The organism is Sorangium sp. So ce295 (genome assembly GCF_051527405.1).
Taxonomy (GTDB): Bacteria; Myxococcota_A; Polyangia; order Polyangiales; family Polyangiaceae; genus Sorangium; species Sorangium cellulosum_B.
Genome location: NZ_CP150324.1, coordinates 10,031,927 through 10,049,192, shown reverse-complemented (window position 1 = coordinate 10,049,192; position 17,266 = coordinate 10,031,927). Strand labels below are relative to the sequence as shown.

Genomic DNA, 17,266 nt, shown 5'->3' with positions numbered 1-17,266 from the left:
GGCGGAGCCGGTGCAGCCGGCGGAACCGGTGCAGCCGACGGAACCGGTGCAGCCGACGGAGCCGGTGCGGCTGACGGAGCCGGTGCCACCGAGGGCGTTGGGTTCAGCGTCTGGGCCGCCGCCGGAAGCGTCGCCATGAGCGACCCCCCCAGCAGCGCGAACAGGGTGCTTGCTGCTCGCTTCACGTCAGAACCCGGTGAAGTTGTTGTAGTACTCGTAGTAGGCAAGCAGGATCTTCAGGCCATAGTTGTCCAGATCGCCCGGGCGCCCCGCGTTGAGATCCTCGTTGTAGTCCTTCATGAACTGGAAGCTCACCGGGCTCCTGGAGCGGCTCGCCACGAGGTGCCAGCCCTGGTCGGGCAGGAACGCGTAGGAGAACTGCTCGCCGTCGTGAACGAAGAGCTGCGCCGGGTTGTCCGGGCTCGTCGCCTCGGCGAGCGCCTCGGCGCCGTAGACAAGCTCGAACTCCTCCTGGTTCTCGAAGCGCTGGATCGCGATGCGCTCCTTCAGCGACAGGTTGTCGACCAGGTTCGTGTTCGTCGCCGACGCGAAGAGGTTCACCGCGAGGAAGCGGAACCAGGGGAATGTGTCGTAGCTCGCGCCCAGCATGTTGTCGAGCACGCGCTGCGACAGCGCCGCGTTGCGCTCACCGAACGGCGCGTCGTACATCGAGACGTAGGTCGAGACGTTCGGGTTGTAGTTGTAGACGTCCTGGAGATCCATGAAGGCATAAGACGCGTACAGCTTGTCGACAACGATGCCGAGCCGGAGCACGTCGCCGAAGAAGGGATCGAACTCCGTCTGGTAATTGCGCTGGCTCGCCGGCTGGTTGATGATCGCGTCGTAGAACGCCATCGTGAGGTCGATCGCGGACGAGATGTCGTCGTAGAAATCGACCGAGATCGCGTCGTACTCCTCATCGGTCAGCACCTTCCGGCCAGGCGTCACCTGATCCAGGCTCTTCAGCGTCTGCTGCACGCCGCCGCCCGCCCAGTCGAAGATCCCGAGGTACCACATGCGCTGCAGCGAGAAGATGTCGTTGTAGACCGTGCCGGTGTACGCGCTCGTGTCCCAGAACGTGCGGTACGCGCGACGGTTCCTGATGTTGTAGAGCCAGTCGTAACGCTCGATGGAGTTGAGCACGATCTGCGAAGGGGTGATGCCGAGGTCGTGCGCCGTGCAGAGCGGCGAGCGGTAGCGGTGCTCGTCGGTGCAGTAGAGGTAGTCGTGCGCCATCACCTCGTCGCGCTTCTCCTCGGTGCCGTAGATCCACGTGAGCGCGGCGCGGTCGTAGCCGCCCCAGCCGTGCTGCGAGCCCGCCTCCTGGTACGCCTGCACGTAGTCCATGACGGAGGACGAGAGCTCGGTGCCCTCCATGTGCTTCGCGTCCACGCTCCCGTAGAAGTTGTGGCGCAGCCCGAGCGTGTGGCCGAACTCGTGGATCGCGACGTGGGCGACCACGTCCTCGATGACGCGCTCCGTGAACTCGGCGTCCGTCTCCCATGTACCGTCGTCCTTGCAGACGCGCGCGCCGTTCGCGACCGCGCTGATCGCGTCCTGCGCGTTGAAGACGTAGATGTTTTTCCGCGCGAGCAGGTCCTCGCGATCCGCCTCGAGCTCGTCGTGGTTGCGGCGGAACCGGCGCATCTCGTCCGCGAAGTCGTTCTGCGCCTCGATGCCGTCGCGGCCGTAGAGCCCCACGGGGCCGTACGGGTTCTCGTTCATGAGGATCGAGTGCATGGTCTCGTCGAACTGGCGCTCGACCGCCATGCGCTCCTGGAAGTTCGCGATCGGCGTCCGGCTCTGCATATAGACGTACTGGTTCCACTCGGGCCGCACGTAACGGTACTCGGGGAGCATCCGGTGGTAGTCCGCGAGGAACGCGTCACGCCCCCGCGCCGGCGTCGGCAGGAAGAGCTCCGCAGGCTCGTCGTCCGGCCCCGGATCGGGCAGGTCCATCACGCGGCGCATCTCGGTGAAGAGCGCGCTCCGCAGGCGCGCCGACGGCGCCGCTTTCGCGGCGCGCTCGCCCGGCTCGCAGGAGCTCTCGAGATCCGGCTGCTCCGCGCCGCTGTAGGTGAGGAACTCGTCGATGAGGTACCGGTAGTAGTCGAGGCCGACGTTGTAGAGGTTGACGTTCGCCGAGATCGTCTCGCCCGTGCGCGGCTGCGCCGTCGACGGGCCATAGCCGAGCAGACCCCGGGTGCTGTCGATGTCCTGGTGCCACGCCACGAACGAGTACCGGAGATCGCCGAACTCACGCTCGACGCCGCCGTCGTCGTGGTCGCGGAAGTCGACCCGCAGGCGCGCCCCGGACTCCGCGAGCACCTCGTTCGTCTCCTCCTCGATCTCGTCGAACATCGGCTTGAACTTCGGCGGGAAGCCCGGGTGGAAGTAGTAGACAACGGGCTCCTCACGGTTCGGATCGAAGCGCTTGAGCAGGCTCTTCGCGTCGAGCAGGCCCGTCACCGGGTCGCGGTAGAGGCTGAGCTGCTGGAACGCCCCGTACTTCTTGTTGACGGGGTCCTTCTCCGCCACGACCTCGGGTTTGTACTCCGACACCGGCGGCCGCCAGAACGACAGGCGGTACCGGATCGTGACCGTGCCCGTGCCCGTCGCGAGCGAGACGAGGTCGTAGCAGCCGCCCTCGGTGGTGACCGCGTAGTTCGCCTCGAGCACGAAGCTCAGGTAGTCGTCGTCGGGCTCCCACTGGTACGTGTCGTCGACCAGGTTCACGCTCGTCGGACGCGCGCACTCGGTGAGGTAGTCGCCGTAATACCAGGCCATCGCCGTGATCGGGTCCATCGACGCCGTCTCGAAGTCCACCTTGAATTTCTGGCGACGCTGCCAGCGCTCCTCGGTGTTCTCTTCGAGGTAGTTCGTCCGCTCGCCGTCGAGGTTCTCTCGCAGCTTCACGTCGACGTGCTCCCCCTCGAACTCCATCACCACGCGCTCGGCGCGCGTGGACGTGTCGTCGTTCGGGTCCTCCGGGTCGTCCGGCTGGAGCCTGCGCCCGTCGAGGACCTGCAGCTTGTCCTCCGTGAAGCGGAAGTTCACGGCGTAGAGATCGCTCTCCATGCCGGGGAAGGCGTAGTCGCCGAGGACGTTCGGCGAGCTCGCTTCCACCACGGTCACCTTGTAGAGCCACGCGTCGTCGCGGCCCTCGGCCGGCTCGGTGAGCGCCGCCTTCTCGACGTAGATGGACTCGTTGACGAGGCCGTTGCGGACGGGACGATGATCGACGCAGCCCGCCGCGTAGAACCCCGCGAGCATGAGCAAACAAGACTTCACCTTCATGACGCCACCGTTCTCCTTCACAGCCACGTCGCCGCGCTGACAGCGCGCTCGGCCACCACACCCACGGACACACGGTTCTTGAGGGACGCGACGCTGAGCAGGATGTTGCCGTCCTCCGAGTAGTTGAAGACGAGCTCGCAGCCCTGGTACTCCTCCGCGCTCACACCTTGATGCCACGCCTCGACCTTGCGGCGCACGTCGTCGCCGTATGCGACGTCGAGCCCGCTGCACAGCCGCGCCTTCCCCTTGTAGGTCGACTGCTCCACGCGGAGCAGCTGGAGGGCGCCCGACGCGTCCGGGGCCGCGTGGACGAGGAGCTGCGTCTCCTTGCCCGCGAGCCGGATCTCGTGCGCGGGCACGAACTCGGAGCGCTCGCCGCGGATCTGCCGGAGGAAGCCGGCGCGATCGTCCATGTGCTCGCCGGGGACGGTCATCTGCACGGGCTCCACCTCTCCCGCCGCGTTGACCGAAAGGAGAGTGACGTCCAGCGTGCGGAGCCCGCGATCGGCCTCTCCGACCTCGATGGCCCCGGACGACCCGAGCGCGTAGGGGTTCTGTTCGGCGAGCTGCGCCGAGGACATTTGGAAGTGGTAGTAGGGCTGACCGAAGACAGCGTCGCTGACGCTGTGCAACACCCGATCGATCTGGCTCTGACCGCGCTCGACCGTCACCGCGGTGACCGCGCCGAAGTTCAGGCTGTACTGGACGGTGAGCCGGTAGGGTACGTCGCCCTGGAGGAAGTGGCCGAAGCCGATCGACCAGCGCTCGTCGTCCGTGGTGCGAAAGACCTTGAACGCGTCCGGCGCGGCCGCGGCGCCGAAGCTGAACGCGTCGAGCACCGCGTCGACGAACGGCTCGATCAGGAACACGGGGTCCGCGACGCGCGGGTCTACCGCCGCGCGCTCCGCCGGGGACAGGCGGCCATAGATGTCGCGGACCTCCGCGACGACGTCGCCGACCCAGCTCTCGCCCCCCTCGTACGCGAGCGCGCCGATGCGCTGCGGCGTGGTCGAGAGCGACGCCGGGACGGTCACGGCGAAGCTCGAGATGGGGTGCGTGGCCGCGTGCTCCGGATCGACCGCGGCGATGAGCCGCGCCTCGAGGCGGGTCTTGTACTGGGCCGCGAGCGCCTCCGGCACGAACTGCGCCACGGGCGCCTGCAGCGAGCGCGTGAACGTCATCCCGAAGAGGACGTCGGAGTCGACCGGGGCCTCGCCGTTGTGGAAAACGTCGGACTTCGTCGTATCGCGGAGGAAGTCGTAGGTGATGCCGTTGAACTCGACCGAGACCGCGTCGCGCTGCGTATAGACGTCGAGGTTCGCGCGCGAGAGCTCGCGCTCGCTATCGATGCAGCGCGACCGGAACGACTGCCATGTGACGTCGCTGTTCAGGCCAACCACGCACTCGTCGCGCGACGTGCTCGTGTACGCCGGCGCCAGCGCCGCGTCGCCCATGGTGAGCCCGCCCGCGACCTCGAACTGGGCGATGCGCACCGGCTGGAGGTACACGAAGGTGACCTGCCCCTCCGGCGTGAACCGGAGCTGGACGCCCGAGTCCTGGAAGTCGAGGAACGTGTCCTGAGGCACCGACTCGTCCGCGGCGGTGTAGATGACGTCGCACAGCGCCGCCTCGACGCAGTTGAACCCCTCGGGGAGCGGATCCGAGCCGAAGAACTGCTGCCGGATCATCCCGTAAATCTTCGTGATGTTGGCGTCGTTGAGCCACGAGTTCGTGCGCTCGCCCTGCTGGTCTCGCCCCGTGTACTGGTCGAGCTCCTTGACGCCGATCTGGATCCGCTCGCGCGGCTTGACGACGACGTCCTCCGCCTTGTTCCCGATCTTGACCTGACCTTCCATCGAGCCGAGGTACGACTGATACGCCATCATGGCCTCGACGAGCCGCGTCTCCTCGTTGAAGAACACGATGATCTCGTCCGTCGGGCCCCACGTGAAGGCGTTGGAGTAGACGCTGGTCGGGTCGCAGAACTTGCCGTCCTCGGGCAGCCCGACGAGCTCGTCCGCGCGGAGCTGCTTGCCGTCGTCGCCCCAGAGGCGCATGCCGGCGATTCCCACGTCCGGGATGATCGGCTTGCTGACGAGGCCCTCGACGAGCGCCGATGTCTTGGCCTCGTCGCAGAAGCGAGCTCGGCCCTGGCTGTCGCCGCTCGTCTTCGATCCGAAATCCCGCGAGCCCGGCTGTGTCCACGGATCCCCCGACTTTGCGGGGGGATCGGTGTTTATCGGCCGAAACACCTGAGCCGGCCCATCCTCGCAACCCGCGGCCGCGAGCAGGGCAAGAAACATCGAGCACTTGAATGCGCGCATTCCAACCTCCGTGGGCTTACCCACGTCGAACAAACTCGTACCCCTGTATCACAGGCGTCACCCCATGTGGACACGGGAAGTTTGCTCTCCCATCGATTCGCACGGTTCTCGCCGTCGCATCGGTTTCCCCACGGTTTCACGAGGGAAATCGTCAAGTTTGGTAAAGCTGCCATGGTTTAGCAGGAGAGGAATTTTGGCTAGGGCGGACCAGATGCGTTAACATTCTGGCGGGTGGACTCAGGGGCGAGGAGCGGTGTTAATTCCCTGACGGTCCGCCCCGCAGGCTGTGGCGTGAAGGCGGCTCCTTGGATGGATGAGCGCGGCGTGTGCTTCCGGACCCGCGGAGACGAGACCGTGACGCTCTCCGCAGAGGAGTTTCTGCGTCGCTTCCTGCTGCACGTGCTGCCTCATCGCTTCGTGAAGATCCGACACTTCGGCTTGATGGCTGCGTGTCACGCCGCCGCCGCGATCGAGGTGGCACGCACGAAGATTGTGGCGGCGTGAGGCGCAGGGCAGCGAGCTGTCTGGGGAGATGAGCACCGGGACGGCGGCTCTCACAACCCGGGCCCAGCGGCCAAGCCCCGGGCCTGGGGACCTCGCCGTGATCGAGCCGTCGCGTCGGGCTGCGGTGGTCGCCTCGCTCGCCAGCACCCTGAGCCGCGCCGTCGCCCTCGGGGACGAGGTGGCGGCCCGGGTCGTTCTCGAGACGATCGGTCGGCTGCTCGGGCTGCCGGTGGCACCGGAGGGGTGAGCAAGCTCGGGCCGAACGTCGAGCCCGCCGCTCGCATCGGCTCACGATTCCGTGATCCCGGCGCCCGGCTCCGAACATAGCTGCAGCAGACCATGATCGGCGCGACCTCAAACCGCTCGAACCTCGGCGCCGCTACGGGCCTCACCGGGGCGGCCGCGTCTCCCGCGCCGGGCTCACGCTCAATCGGCGCACATGAGCTGATCGATGATCTTGAAGGTATCGATGATCGTGGCGTACGCGGCCTCGGGGTCGTCGGTCGACGTCGACAGCGACATCACGATGACGCGAGAACCGTCGTCGCTCGCGGCGTTCCGGGTCGAGTACCCGAGCGTGCCTCCGGCGTGGCTCCAGTACCCTCCACCGCAGCTGGTCGGGATCCACATGATGCCGAGGCCATAATCGGTGCCGGGCGCGATCGGGTCGAAGTCAGGCGCCGGGACCGTCTCGTGGAGCTCTGCCATCTGCTCCGGCTCGAGCAGCGCTCCTTCGGTCAGCGCCCGCCAGAACTTCGCGAGATCCGCGGTGGTCGTGACGAGGGAGCCGGCGGCGCCGGCCATGGTATGGTTCGCGACCGTGACGTCGATGAGCGGCCCGTCGACCTCGTACTGCTGGTATGCCACGGCGTGCGGGGCAGGCAGATCAGGCTCATCGCCGGGATCGAACGTGTGGTCGAGGCCGAGCGGATCGAGGATGCGCGCCTCGACCTCCTCGCTCCAGGGGTTTCCGGTGGCACGCTCGATGATCATGCCGGCGAGCACGTAGTTCGTGTTGGAGTAGGCCCACTGCATCCCCGGATCGAAGCTCGGCTTGTGGTCCATGGCGAGCGCCACGAGTTCTTCCGCGTCCATGTGGTCGAGCCGATGCTGCATGTACTCTTCGGCGGAGCGCAGCACGGCCAGGGCCGGCTGCGGATCCGGGCCGTCCGGCTCGGCCGGACCGATATAGTTGTAGATACCGCTCGTGTGCTGAAGTAGCTGGCGGATCGTGATCAGCGAGCCGTCATTGCCGTTGCCCGACACGACGCCGGGCAGCCACTGCTCGACCGTGTCGTCCAGCGACAGCGCTCCCTCACCGGCGAGCTGCAGCACGACGACGGCGACGAACGTCTTGGTGTTGCTGCCCATCCGGAAGTAGCTGTCGAAGTCGACCGGCGTCTCGCTGTTGAGCTGCGCCACGCCGCTGCGGGCGCGGAACCGTCGGTCGCCTTCGAGCATTTCCGCATGTGCGGCGACAATGCCGCCCGCTTGAATCCTGTCCACCCCCTCCTGGAGCAGCTCGTCGTACGTCGCGTCGCCCTCCTCGGAAGAGTTGCTCGGGCAACCCGCGACGAGAGATGCCACGCAGAAGAGCGGAATGGAGAGCTTGTTGAGTGCCATGTCCGTGTGTTCCCCATCGGCCTGGTTCCGTTTAACGGTTTTCACGATTTCCTCGATGTCGCCCCGTCGCGCAGGTGGTTGGCGCGCTGCGGGCCGCTACGCGATCCTGCGGGCGCCCGGAGCAGCGCAGCGAGGAGTGGAACCGGTACCTCGACACGTGGCTCGGTGGCGAGGATGGCTCCCTGTACACCTCTGCCACCACGGAAAGTGAGGCCGGCGTTGAACAGAAACAGGCCGAGCGGGAACACACAGGACGGCGCTCGACACCGGCACACTCGTCGACGCCGCCGGCGCCGTGGTCCTTGCCACCGCAGAACTCGCGCCGTTCAGCCTTTGGCCGTTCCGGCGATTGCGAGGTCAACGAAGATGATCACACAGACTGTCGTTCGGGTAGGGCTCCTCCCCGTGGTGCTCGGGCTCACGGCGTTCGCTGCGGGCTGCTCCGGCGGCGATGGCCAGGCCAGCCCTGGCACGAACGGCGATGGAGCCTCGGGCGGCAGCTCGGCGGTCGAATGGGGAAGCTGCCCAAGCGACTTCATCTCCGAGTGCGCCACGGTCGCCCTGCCGCTCGATCCATCGAAGCCTGACGGCGAGACGCTGCCCGTCTTCGTCTCGCGTCACCTCGCGCCGGGCGGCGCGGCGAAGGCGCAGGTCTGGCTCCTGCAAGGCGGCCCCGGCGACTCCGGCAACATGTTCACGGGCTTCATCGAGCAGCTATGGGAGCGCGTGATGCCTGACGTGGACTGGTACGTGCTCGAGCACCGCGGCGTCGGGCTCTCGAGCCGCCTCGAATGCCCGGTCCAGGAGGACCCGAGCTCGGAGGACGGGGCGGAGATCAGCGCGAGCGAGTGGCCCGCCTGCATCCAGGCGTTGAAGGCGCAGCGGGGCGACGATCTCGCGCACTTCACGACGTCAGCCGACGCCGACGATCTCGCGCGCCTCATCGAGCGGACGCGCGAGCACGGCAAGAAGGTGATCCTTTACGGCGCCTCGTACGGGACGGCGCGCGCGCTGCGTTTCTTGCAGAAATACCCCGAGGCGGTCGACGCCGTGATCCTCGACTCGATCGTATCGCCGGGCGCGCAGTACCTGTCCTTGTACGATACGCAGTTCGATCCCGTGATAAAGGACATGTCCGCGATCTGCGCCGCCGATCCGGTCTGCGGGGCGAAGCTCGGGCCCGATCCCTGGGCGAAGCTCGACGCGCTCTTCGGCAAGCTCACGAAGGGGCACTGCTCGGAGCTCGGCGCCGACGTCGCGCTGTTCGCGTCGATCGCCCCGGCCTTCGCGCAGATGCGCAGCCTGCGGACGCACCTCTTCCCGCTCGCTTACCGCATCGACCGCTGCGAGGCGGGCGACGTGCAGGTGGTCGGCCAGTACATGCAGGCGCTGCGCGGATCCTCCTCGCAGGCCGACGGCGGCGAGCCGCGGGAATCGGCCGTCCTGGCGACGCACGTGGCCCTCTCCGAGCTGTGGGAGGAACCGGCCCCGACCTCGGCCGAGCTCCAGGCGCGCTGCGATGCGCAGCACTTCTGCCCGGGGGCAGCGCTGGAGATCGGCCATCTCTACGATGCCTGGCCGCGATATCCGCACGACCAGTTCTGGAACGAATGGCCGCGCTCCTCCGCGCCCATCCTGGCGATGAACGGCCTGCTCGACCCGCAGACGCCCGTCGGCCCGGCGGCGCTGGTGGCCGACAGGCTGACCGCGCCCCACCAGACGTTCGTGGCGGTGCCCTGGAGCCCGCACGTGGTCACGATGGAGTCCCCCGTGAAGACCGCCGATGCGGCGCCCTGCGGCACGCAGATGATGGCGAAGTTCATCGCGGATCCGGAGGCCCCTGTCGACACGACCTGCCTCGACGACCTCGTGCCCGTCACGTGGGACGAGGATCCGGCGGTCGCCGAGATGCTCTTCGGCACGAAGGATATGTGGGAGAACACGGCTTCGCGCGCCCCCGCGCCGAGGAAGGTGGCGCCGGTCGACTGGGCGTCCCTCGCGCGCCTCGCGCGTGAAAGGAGCCTCCGCGTCGAGCGCTGACCCGTACATCCCATGAACGAAAAGAAGCGAGCGCCGGCAGGCGATTGCGCGGCCGGCCTCTTCAAGGCCGGATGGCGAGCCGCGCCGGCGTTTGGCCAGTCGCCGCGGCGGCCATCGCGTCCATCTGCGCGCGCGGCTCGCCGGGCCCGGCGGCGCCCGTCTCGCGGATCGCCTCGAGCCGGCTGAGCGTCCACAGGAGAGCGGCCGCCGCGATGCCGGGGCGGCGAGCGCAGGCGGCTCCTTCGGCGCCGCGCCGTCGCGTCAGACGCCGACCCCGACCGATGATGCCGCGGGCCGCTCGACAGCGGCCGACGCGGCGGCGGAGGGCGGCCCGTCAGGCCCGCGTTGGGCCACGTCGGAGCCGCCCTCGGCGGCGAAACCGACGAAATAGACCTGAATCGTTAAGCTTTGCAGCGCTCGCTCCTCTCCGACCGGGAATTCCTGGCGGGACGATTCCGCGGGGGCGAACCGTCGCAATCCGTCGCTTCCCCGGGGATTTTGGGAGGGCGTGACGACGGATCGCACACCCTCGGGAGGGATGGGCCCAACCCGGGCCCAAGGGCCAAGCCCCGGGCTTGGGGAGCTCGCCGTGACCGAGCCAGCAGGACGGCCTGGTGCAGCTCTCGCGCAAGCGCGCCTTCGCTGACGGGACTGTCGCGGTGGACATGGATCCGCTCTCGCTCCTGTGCCGCCTCGCGGCCAGCGTCCCGCCGCCGCGCTGTCCCACCGTCAAGTACGCGGGCGTGCTCGCCTCGGCGAGTCGCCCACGTTGGCGCGCAAGCGCATCGGACCGCGCCCTGCCATCACGATGCTCGCGGTCCCACCCTTTCGCTCTGCCGCGCTACGCTTCCTCGCGCTGCGATCCGGCTTGATTTGCCTACGCGCAAGCACCACCTGTCCGTCGACTGCGACAAGGTCATCCTGTATTGCAGCGCTGACTTCACCTCGCGGCGCGGCGTCGGCCCCGGCAGCATCTCCCACCACCCCGCGGGCGTTCCACACGGGCCGCACCCGGGCGCGTACGAGGCGAGCCTGGGGAGCCGCGGGACGAGCGAGCTCGCGGTCATGCTCGACACGATCCGCCCGCTCTCGGCCACCGCAGACGCCATCGAGGTGGAGGACCCGGGCTACCAGGACAGCTTCATCGCAAGTCCAGGATCGGGGCCCGGCAGCGCATGACCGCGCGGCGGGGTTCGAGCCGCCGGACGAAGGAGAGCTCACGAAGGGGGCGTACGTGCGGCTCCAGCCGCTGCGCGGCGCGGGCGAGATCGAGGTGGCGCCGCCCTCGTTGCTGCTCGACGTCGAGGGCGAGGAGCTGGCGACGAAGCTCGTCCAGCGCTTCGTGATCGAGCGGAACGGCTCGGTGAGGGAGCGGCTGTGGCGGCTCGCCTACAGCCCCGACGACCCGCTCGACGACGCCGAGGCGCCGGTCGAGCGCGACGTCTGCTGGCTGGGCCACATCCCCGAGACCATCTGGCAGCTCGTGCGCGACAACGTCCTGCGTTGCCTGTAGCCTCGATCCGCTCGCCCCTCCCGTGGCCAGCGCCGGGCTGCGTGGTCGCCGGCGCCTGCTCGCCGAGCGCGCGAGGCCGGAGCGAGGGGCGGCGGGACAGTCCGGGTTACGAAGACGATGGAACACGATGCACGGGAGAACGCGGAGGAGCTGCGGCGTCGCGTCGACGAGCTGACGCGGTCGCTCGCGGAGCACCAGCAGACCGTGGCGCGGCTGGCGGAGACCGAGCAGCGGCTGTCCCGCTTCGTGGACGCCTCGCCGGACGTCATCGCCATCAGCGAGCAGGGGATCCTCGTCGAGGTGAACGCTCGCGTCGAGGATCTCATGGGGTATCAGGCCCACGAGATGATCGGCCGGAGCGCCCTGGATTTCGCGGCGCCCGAGGACCGGCACATCGTGATCGATCACGTCCGCTCCGGGAGCGAGGTGACGTACGAGCACCACATCCTCCGGAAAGACGGCTCCCGGTTCTTCGCGGAGGTCCGCGGCCGGAAGGTCCCCTATCAGGGCCGGTCGGTGAGGGTCTCGATCATCCGGGACATCACCGACCGGAGGCGGGCGGAGGAGGCGACCCGCGTCGCGCTCGTGCAGCGGGAAGCGCTCCTCGCCCAGCAGGCGATGGTGGCGCAGCTCTCGACGCCGCTGCTGCCGATCACCGACGACACGCTGATCCTCCCGCTCATCGGCGCGGTGAGCCCGGAGCGGGCGAGCGCCGTGATCGAGGTCCTCTCGCGCGGCGTCGCCGAGAGGCGCGCGCGGGTCGCCATCCTGGACATCACGGGCGTGCCCGACGTGGACGAGCAGGTCGCCGACGCCTTGCTGCGCGCCACGCGGGCCGTCCGCCTCCTCGGGGCGCGGGCGATCCTCACCGGGATCCGCCCGGAGGTCGCCCAGCACATCGTCCGCGCCGGCATGGATCTGACCGGGATCACGACGTGCGGCACCCTGCAGCAGGGCGTCGCCGACGCCCTGCGTCGGCGCTGACCCGCGCTCAGGCGCCAGCTCCGTCGCAGGCCGAGCCCCCCAGCGCCTCGCATCGAGTCGATACCACCGGAGGTGCTGCTCAACGGCCTCGATCACTTCGAGCGTGTGGGTGTCGAGGCAAGAGGTGGCGTCGGAGCGCCATGGCTCCCGCGCCTGCCGCGGCAACATGGCTCGTTGGCAGTACGAGGACTCATGACGCGATCCTCGTGCTGCGTAATTCCCCTCTGAGCTCCCTCATGAGCTGGGAGGCGAGGTCGCGCTCGGCCGGAGTGAGCCCCAGATACATATACGCCAAGGAGATCTGATCGGGGGAGTAGCAGCGGATATGCGGATTGAAGATGGACGCGAGCTTCATCACCGCCCGCACGACGATGCTCTGAGTCACCACCGCGAGCGGCGGAGGGTTGGGATAGCCCTGACGTGCCACCACCTCCATGGCCTTACGCTGCCGCCCATCAGGGGATCCACCATCGGTCCACACCAAGACCCTCAGATTGGGAATGTTCACGTTCTCACGCACGTGATTGAGATAGATGTTCCACTCAAGATCCGTGGGCGCACACTCGTTGTGCACGACCACGGAGAGACGGTCCTGAGTCTTCCAGGTCAGGTTCTTCCCCATAGGGTCTATCTTCCCAGAAATTCGGGTACTTTGTCGAGCCAGTAGGGTACAGTCGTACGGTAACATGCCTTCCGCTTGGTGCGACGTCGCGGTAATCCCAGGTGTTTCAGGCGTGGAAGACCTGCCTGATCGCACAAGGCCCGTTCTGTCAATGATTTCGTACAGTCGGACTGCACGAGCCAGGAACGGCTCCGGGAATCTTGACGTTGCGGAACGCGTTCCTAAGAAGCTCCTGCCGCAACCTGTCCCTCGACGAGCGTCAGGCCCAGCGCATCCGCCCGTCGGCGGAGATTGGCGATCGATCGTTGCCGGTAGCGCTCTTCGTAGTCGTTCGCGCCCGGGTCGACGTAGGCCGAGCCGTGCCGCAGGGTGTTGTAGAAAAGTACGGCGATCTTGCGGGCCGTGGCCGTTATGGCCTTCGCTTTGCCGATACGCGCGGCGAGTCGCCGGAAGAACGCCCCGAGCCCTGTGCTCGTTCGACTCACCGAGACCGCTGCAAGGCGCAGCATGGCCGCTGCACGATTCGCCGATGGGCGCGTGCGGGAGCTGAGTACCTTGCCGCCCGAAATCTTGGTGCCCGGTGCGAGCGTCAACCACGACGTGAAGTGCTTTACGGTCGGCCAGCGCGTCATGTCGATACCGCACTCCGCCACGATCCGCAGCGCCGAAGACGGGCCGAGGCCGTTGATCTGTGTCAGGTCGACGCCGAGCATCGCATGCAGCAGGGCATGGACGTCGAAACGCGGTTCATTCCTCTGGACCTTGCGTGAGCGTGGACGAGGTGGTGGCGCGGCAGTCTCCTTCTGTGGCAACGCGCGAACGGTTCGCTCGATCTCGGCATCGCAGTCCTGCAATTTGGCTTGGTAGGCGTCGTAGAGCTCGACAGCCTGCCGAAGAGCGAAGACGTGCTCCGGCCGGTAATTGCCCGTCATCGCCTCGCAGATCGTCTCGACCGATGCTTTGCAGCGCACGTCACGGTGAGCCGCCAGCACTTCGGGATCACGCTCCCCACCAATAATCGCCCGCAAGATCTTCAGGCCGGTGACGCCCGTGATATCACTGACCACATGGTGCAACTGCAGGTTCATCTGCATCAGCGCCTTCTGCATGTGCTGCGCGTGCGACGCGGCGTACTCGATCAGCCGTTCACGATGCCGGAGGTAGGCACGAAGCGCGACGATCGCCGCGCCAGGACGGAAGCTCGCTCGCAGCAGGCCATAGCTGTGCAATTGCTGGATCCACTGCGCATCGTTCACGTCCGTCTTGCGACCCGGCACGTTCTTTGCGTCGCGCGCGTTGACGAGCACGACCTCGAGACCGCGCGCCTCCAGGATTTCAAATACCGGAACCCAATAAATTCCTGTCGATTCCATGGCAACGGTGGTGATGCCCAGGCTCACGAGCCAGTCGGCCAACTGGTTCAGGTCGGCGGTGAAGCTCCTGAACGACCGGACGGGCTCCGCGTCGAGGTCTGGTGGAACGGCCACCAGATGGAACCTCGATCCGATGTCGATGCCAGCGGCCCGACGATGGATCGGGGTCAGCGCTGCCGGCGTGCGAGTCCCCTTGGTTTTGTTGCTCGCCATGAGTGCCTCCACAAGTGGGTCGGAAGGTGGGAGTGCACGTCTGAACACTTTCCTAAACGGGATCGCGCGAAGCGTCACCACTGCCAAGTCCATAGCAGTCCCTGGACCATGTTTTTTTACGGGATTGAGGTCGCCAAAAAGTTACCGGCCGCTCCCTTCCGAGCCCGCCGACAGCCTTATGCGTACTTGAGCTTCTCGTCTACAGGTGGGGCGCCGCCCTAGATGGTTTTTTTGGAGATCGATGAGCTTCTCAGCGAGCGCGAGCTTCTCCTCGAGCCGCGCGGAGCGCTTCTCGAGCTCGGCGATGCGCCGGTCCTCGGCGTCCTGCTTCGGCTTGCGGCCGGGCTTGCGCCCCGCGAGAGCCTCGCTGCCGTGGAGGGCGAGCTGCTTGCGCCACGCCGTCAGGAGGGAGCTGTAGATGCCCTCGCGGCGCAGCAGCGCCTCGATGTCGCCGCGCTGGGTGCATGCGGCCGCCTCGCGAACGATGCGCAGCTTCTCCGCCGCCGAGAACTTCCGCCTCTTGCCCGGCTTCGGCACAGTCTCGACGGCGGCGCCACTCGGGCGTGGAGCAGCGCCCTGCGCCGCTGGGGCGGGGGTAGGATCGACGGATCGGAGATGGGAAGGCTTCGGCACGGGTCAGGTCCATTCTCCGCCCTCTCACCACAGATTTCCAGGGGGAGCCTGTCTCACCCGACGTTGGCACAGAGGGCCTCTGGGGAGGGCGTCGCTGTGACGGCGGGGATTGGTCGTACGAGGGCTCATTCGAAGGGCCGGATCACCCGACGATCATCGCGCCGCCGAGGGGGATCCCGCTGCGGATCCTCGGGGAGGAGGGGGCGGCGCTCGCGGGGAACGACGCGACGTCGGTGATCGCCGGCGTGCGCGTCGTGGCGGCGGACGCCTCGGCGCGCGATGGCAAGTCGTCGATCGGGATGGTTCTGAGCACGGGGGCCAGGGCGAGCGTGCGGGAGAGCGTCATTCTCGCGGGCGACGGCAAAGACGGGGAGCCGGGAGAGGACGCGGACACCGAGCGGGCGCCGGACGGCCTGGTGGGGAACGACGGCGTGGACGCCTGCACCACGGACGCCGCCGTGGGCGCCCTTCCGGTGGCCAACATGTGCGACGACGGCATCGAGTCGACGGGCGGATACGGCGGCGACGGCGGGCTTAACGGCGGTGGCGATGGCACGCGAGGACAGCCCGAGCCCGCGGAAAATCCCGAGGGCAAAGGCCTTGGAGGAACCGGGGCCAACAGCATGAGGTGCGAAGACGGGACAGACGGCGCGGAGGGCGCCGACCGTGGTCGCGGCGGCGGCGCGACGGGTGAAGGGTACCTCAACATCGATGGATGGATCGGCGTCCGAGGTGAAGACGGAAAGAAGGGCGGCGCCGGCCAAGGAGGGGGCGGCGGAGGTGGCAGCAAGTCGCGCGGGCCCATGTATTATGCATGTCCGACAAGCCGCCCTCAACGTGGTGCGGCCGGCGGCTCGGGGGGAAGCGGGGGCTGCGGCGGCGACGGCGGCAAGGGTGGCGGCTATGGCGGCGCGAGCATCGCCATCGTCGCACTGGAGGACACCAAGCTGGAACTCGCGGCGACGCTGGTTGTCGCGGGCAACGGCGGCAGGGGCGGGGTGGGCGGAACGGGCCAACTAGGCGGTATGGGTCAACCGGGAGGCCAAGGGGGCTTGGGTTATGGTACTACTGGCATGTGGAAAGCGTGTGACGGCGGCGACGGAGGGACCGGCGGCCGCGGCGGTGATGCCGGTGGTGGGCTCGGCGGCGCTTCCGTCGGCATCGCGTACGTGGTCCCCAATCTGGCCCTCCTGCCCGGCACGACCATCGAGATCGGGAACGCCGGAGAAGGTGGTCCCGCAGGAAACGCCAGCCTAGACGACGAGGTGGGCAAAGGCCGGTTCGGCCCGTTGGGTCCAATCTATCGTTTCGGTGCGGCAAACGAGCTGCCCCGTTGAGTCGCTCACGGTGGCGCGGCCGTCGAGGAGTGCCGATGATGTCAAGTTCCACGATCTTCCAGCTCCTTGTTCTCCCGCTCGTCGCTGCCGGTTGCGGCACCGCGCCAGCGGTGAACACGCCCAGCGAGCCGGTCCCAGAGCCGGTATGCATCGAGCAGCTTGCCGGGGGTCAGGTGATCGATGGCTGCGGTGTGTTCGTCAATGGCCCGTTTTTCGGCGGTGACGACGCGAACCCCGGCACGAAGGACAGGCCAGTTCGTTCGGTGCAGCGCGGGATCGAGCTCGCACGCACCGGGCGCGGTCGCGTGTTCGTAACCAACGACGGCTTTGACGAGTCCGTCACGCTGCCCTCCGGCGTGGATATCTATGGAGGCTTCCAAGTCCTCGGATGGGCACGCCGGCCGGACGACACGACCAAGATCGTTCCCCGCGACGGCAGGCGCATCGTGATGATCGTCGAGCCAGCGGGCGCGGGCGACACCGGGACCGCGGATGGAGTCTCGACGATCGACCACATGACCCTCCTCAGCGGAACCCATGTCGGGGTGCTCGTTCGGTCAGGCGCGGCAGTGGAGTTCGTCCGGAGCGAGCTTCGCGCTTCCCTTGGGTGGCGGGGCAGCGATGGGGAGGAGTGGGAGTACCCGAACCGAGCAGCGACTGGCCCCGACGGCCTATACGGTGGGGACGCGTGCTCTGCCGCCACTGTCGCCGGGGGGTCGATCCACGGCCGAGCAATGTCCTAGCACTTTGGTGGGGACGCTTGCTTCTGGAAAACGTGCGGGCGAGCGTGCGCGAGAGAGAAA

12 protein-coding genes and 2 pseudogenes are annotated in these 17,266 nt (G+C 67.7%); 8 read left to right on the top strand and 6 right to left on the bottom strand.

The features are described 5' to 3' along the window. Positions 1 to 186 precede the first annotated feature (186 nt). Both WMF11_RS38105 and WMF11_RS38100 read right to left on the bottom strand, forming a co-directional pair. The gene (locus WMF11_RS38105; protein WP_437544568.1) at positions 187 to 3,297 is read right to left on the bottom strand and encodes a zinc-dependent metalloprotease; all 3,111 of its coding nucleotides are present in this window, start codon (positions 3,295 to 3,297) and stop codon (positions 187 to 189) included. 17 nt (positions 3,298 to 3,314) lie between these two features. Beyond that, positions 3,315 to 5,621, bottom strand: coding sequence for a hypothetical protein (locus WMF11_RS38100; protein WP_437974272.1), 2,307 nt, complete (start codon positions 5,619 to 5,621; stop codon positions 3,315 to 3,317). A 309-nt stretch (positions 5,622 to 5,930) separates the two neighbouring features. Between WMF11_RS38100 and WMF11_RS38095 the strand changes: the two are divergent. Together WMF11_RS38095 and WMF11_RS38090 are read left to right on the top strand one after the other, a co-directional pair. Beyond that, a pseudogene (locus WMF11_RS38095) lies at positions 5,931 to 6,074 on the top strand (transposase); the annotation flags it as partial. A gap of 148 nt (positions 6,075 to 6,222) precedes the next feature. After that, a complete protein-coding gene (locus WMF11_RS38090; RefSeq protein WP_437904059.1) occupies positions 6,223 to 6,372 on the top strand; it encodes a hypothetical protein in 150 nt (49 codons plus the stop codon). A gap of 179 nt (positions 6,373 to 6,551) precedes the next feature. On the opposite strand, the gene WMF11_RS38085 is transcribed toward WMF11_RS38090, so the two are convergent. Next, positions 6,552 to 7,748 carry a serine hydrolase domain-containing protein gene (locus tag WMF11_RS38085; protein WP_437974271.1) on the bottom strand — a complete coding sequence of 399 codons (1,197 nt, stop codon included), beginning with the start codon at positions 7,746 to 7,748 and terminating at the stop codon, positions 6,552 to 6,554. Positions 7,749 to 8,114: 366 nt separating this feature from the next. Between WMF11_RS38085 and WMF11_RS38080 the strand changes: the two genes are divergently transcribed. The 4 genes and pseudogenes from WMF11_RS38080 (at position 8,115) to WMF11_RS38065 (ending at position 12,285) form a co-directional block, all read left to right on the top strand. After that, positions 8,115 to 9,788 (top strand): alpha/beta fold hydrolase, encoded by a 1,674-nt coding sequence (locus WMF11_RS38080; RefSeq protein WP_437974270.1) that lies wholly within the window; start codon positions 8,115 to 8,117, stop codon positions 9,786 to 9,788. Positions 9,789 to 10,679: 891 nt separating this feature from the next. Further along, positions 10,680 to 10,967 (top strand): annotated as a pseudogene (locus WMF11_RS38075) (homogentisate 1,2-dioxygenase); the annotation flags it as partial. A gap of 55 nt (positions 10,968 to 11,022) precedes the next feature. After that, entirely contained in the window at positions 11,023 to 11,301 is a 279-nt protein-coding gene (locus WMF11_RS38070) for a hypothetical protein (RefSeq protein WP_437328881.1), read from the top strand. Positions 11,302 to 11,418: 117 nt separating this feature from the next. Beyond that, positions 11,419 to 12,285 carry a PAS domain S-box protein gene (locus WMF11_RS38065; protein WP_437717078.1) on the top strand — a complete coding sequence of 289 codons (867 nt, stop codon included), beginning with the start codon at positions 11,419 to 11,421 and terminating at the stop codon, positions 12,283 to 12,285. 190 nt (positions 12,286 to 12,475) lie between these two features. Here the strand turns inward: WMF11_RS38065 and WMF11_RS38060 are convergent, their stop codons facing one another. The 3 genes from WMF11_RS38060 to WMF11_RS38050 all read right to left on the bottom strand — a co-directional run bounded on the left by WMF11_RS38060 (position 12,476) and on the right by WMF11_RS38050 (position 15,030). After that, positions 12,476 to 12,907 (bottom strand): hypothetical protein, encoded by a 432-nt coding sequence (locus WMF11_RS38060; RefSeq protein ID WP_437328879.1) that lies wholly within the window; start codon positions 12,905 to 12,907, stop codon positions 12,476 to 12,478. 221 nt (positions 12,908 to 13,128) lie between these two features. Then, positions 13,129 to 14,493, bottom strand: coding sequence for an IS110 family transposase (locus WMF11_RS38055; protein WP_437974269.1), 1,365 nt, complete (start codon positions 14,491 to 14,493; stop codon positions 13,129 to 13,131). Positions 14,494 to 14,634: 141 nt separating this feature from the next. Further along, positions 14,635 to 15,030 carry a transposase gene (locus WMF11_RS38050; RefSeq protein WP_437974268.1) on the bottom strand — a complete coding sequence of 132 codons (396 nt, stop codon included), beginning with the start codon at positions 15,028 to 15,030 and terminating at the stop codon, positions 14,635 to 14,637. 329 nt (positions 15,031 to 15,359) lie between these two features. On the opposite strand from WMF11_RS38050, the gene WMF11_RS38045 reads away from it, so the two are divergent. After that, positions 15,360 to 16,463, top strand: coding sequence for a hypothetical protein (locus WMF11_RS38045; RefSeq protein ID WP_437974267.1), 1,104 nt, complete (start codon positions 15,360 to 15,362; stop codon positions 16,461 to 16,463). Between the two features lie 35 nt (positions 16,464 to 16,498). Beyond that, positions 16,499 to 17,206: a hypothetical protein gene (locus WMF11_RS38040; RefSeq protein WP_437974266.1), complete on the top strand. Its 708-nt coding sequence runs from the start codon at positions 16,499 to 16,501 to the stop codon at positions 17,204 to 17,206. Positions 17,207 to 17,266 lie beyond the last annotated feature (60 nt).

Bases quoted from the DNA above. Each gene is read 5' to 3' on its own strand.
- WMF11_RS38105 (WP_437544568.1), bottom strand. From the start codon at position 3,297: ATGAAGGTGAAGTCTTGTTTGCTCATGCTCGCGGGGTTCTACGCGGCG.
- WMF11_RS38100 (WP_437974272.1), bottom strand. From the start codon at position 5,621: ATGCGCGCATTCAAGTGCTCGATGTTTCTTGCCCTGCTCGCGGCCGCG.
- WMF11_RS38085 (WP_437974271.1), bottom strand. From the start codon at position 7,748: ATGGCACTCAACAAGCTCTCCATTCCGCTCTTCTGCGTGGCATCTCTC.
- WMF11_RS38080 (WP_437974270.1), top strand. From the start codon at position 8,115: ATGATCACACAGACTGTCGTTCGGGTAGGGCTCCTCCCCGTGGTGCTC.
- WMF11_RS38065 (WP_437717078.1), top strand. From the start codon at position 11,419: ATGGAACACGATGCACGGGAGAACGCGGAGGAGCTGCGGCGTCGCGTC.
- WMF11_RS38060 (WP_437328879.1), bottom strand. From the start codon at position 12,907: ATGGGGAAGAACCTGACCTGGAAGACTCAGGACCGTCTCTCCGTGGTC.
- WMF11_RS38055 (WP_437974269.1), bottom strand. From the start codon at position 14,493: ATGGCGAGCAACAAAACCAAGGGGACTCGCACGCCGGCAGCGCTGACC.
- WMF11_RS38040 (WP_437974266.1), top strand. From the start codon at position 16,499: ATGATGTCAAGTTCCACGATCTTCCAGCTCCTTGTTCTCCCGCTCGTC.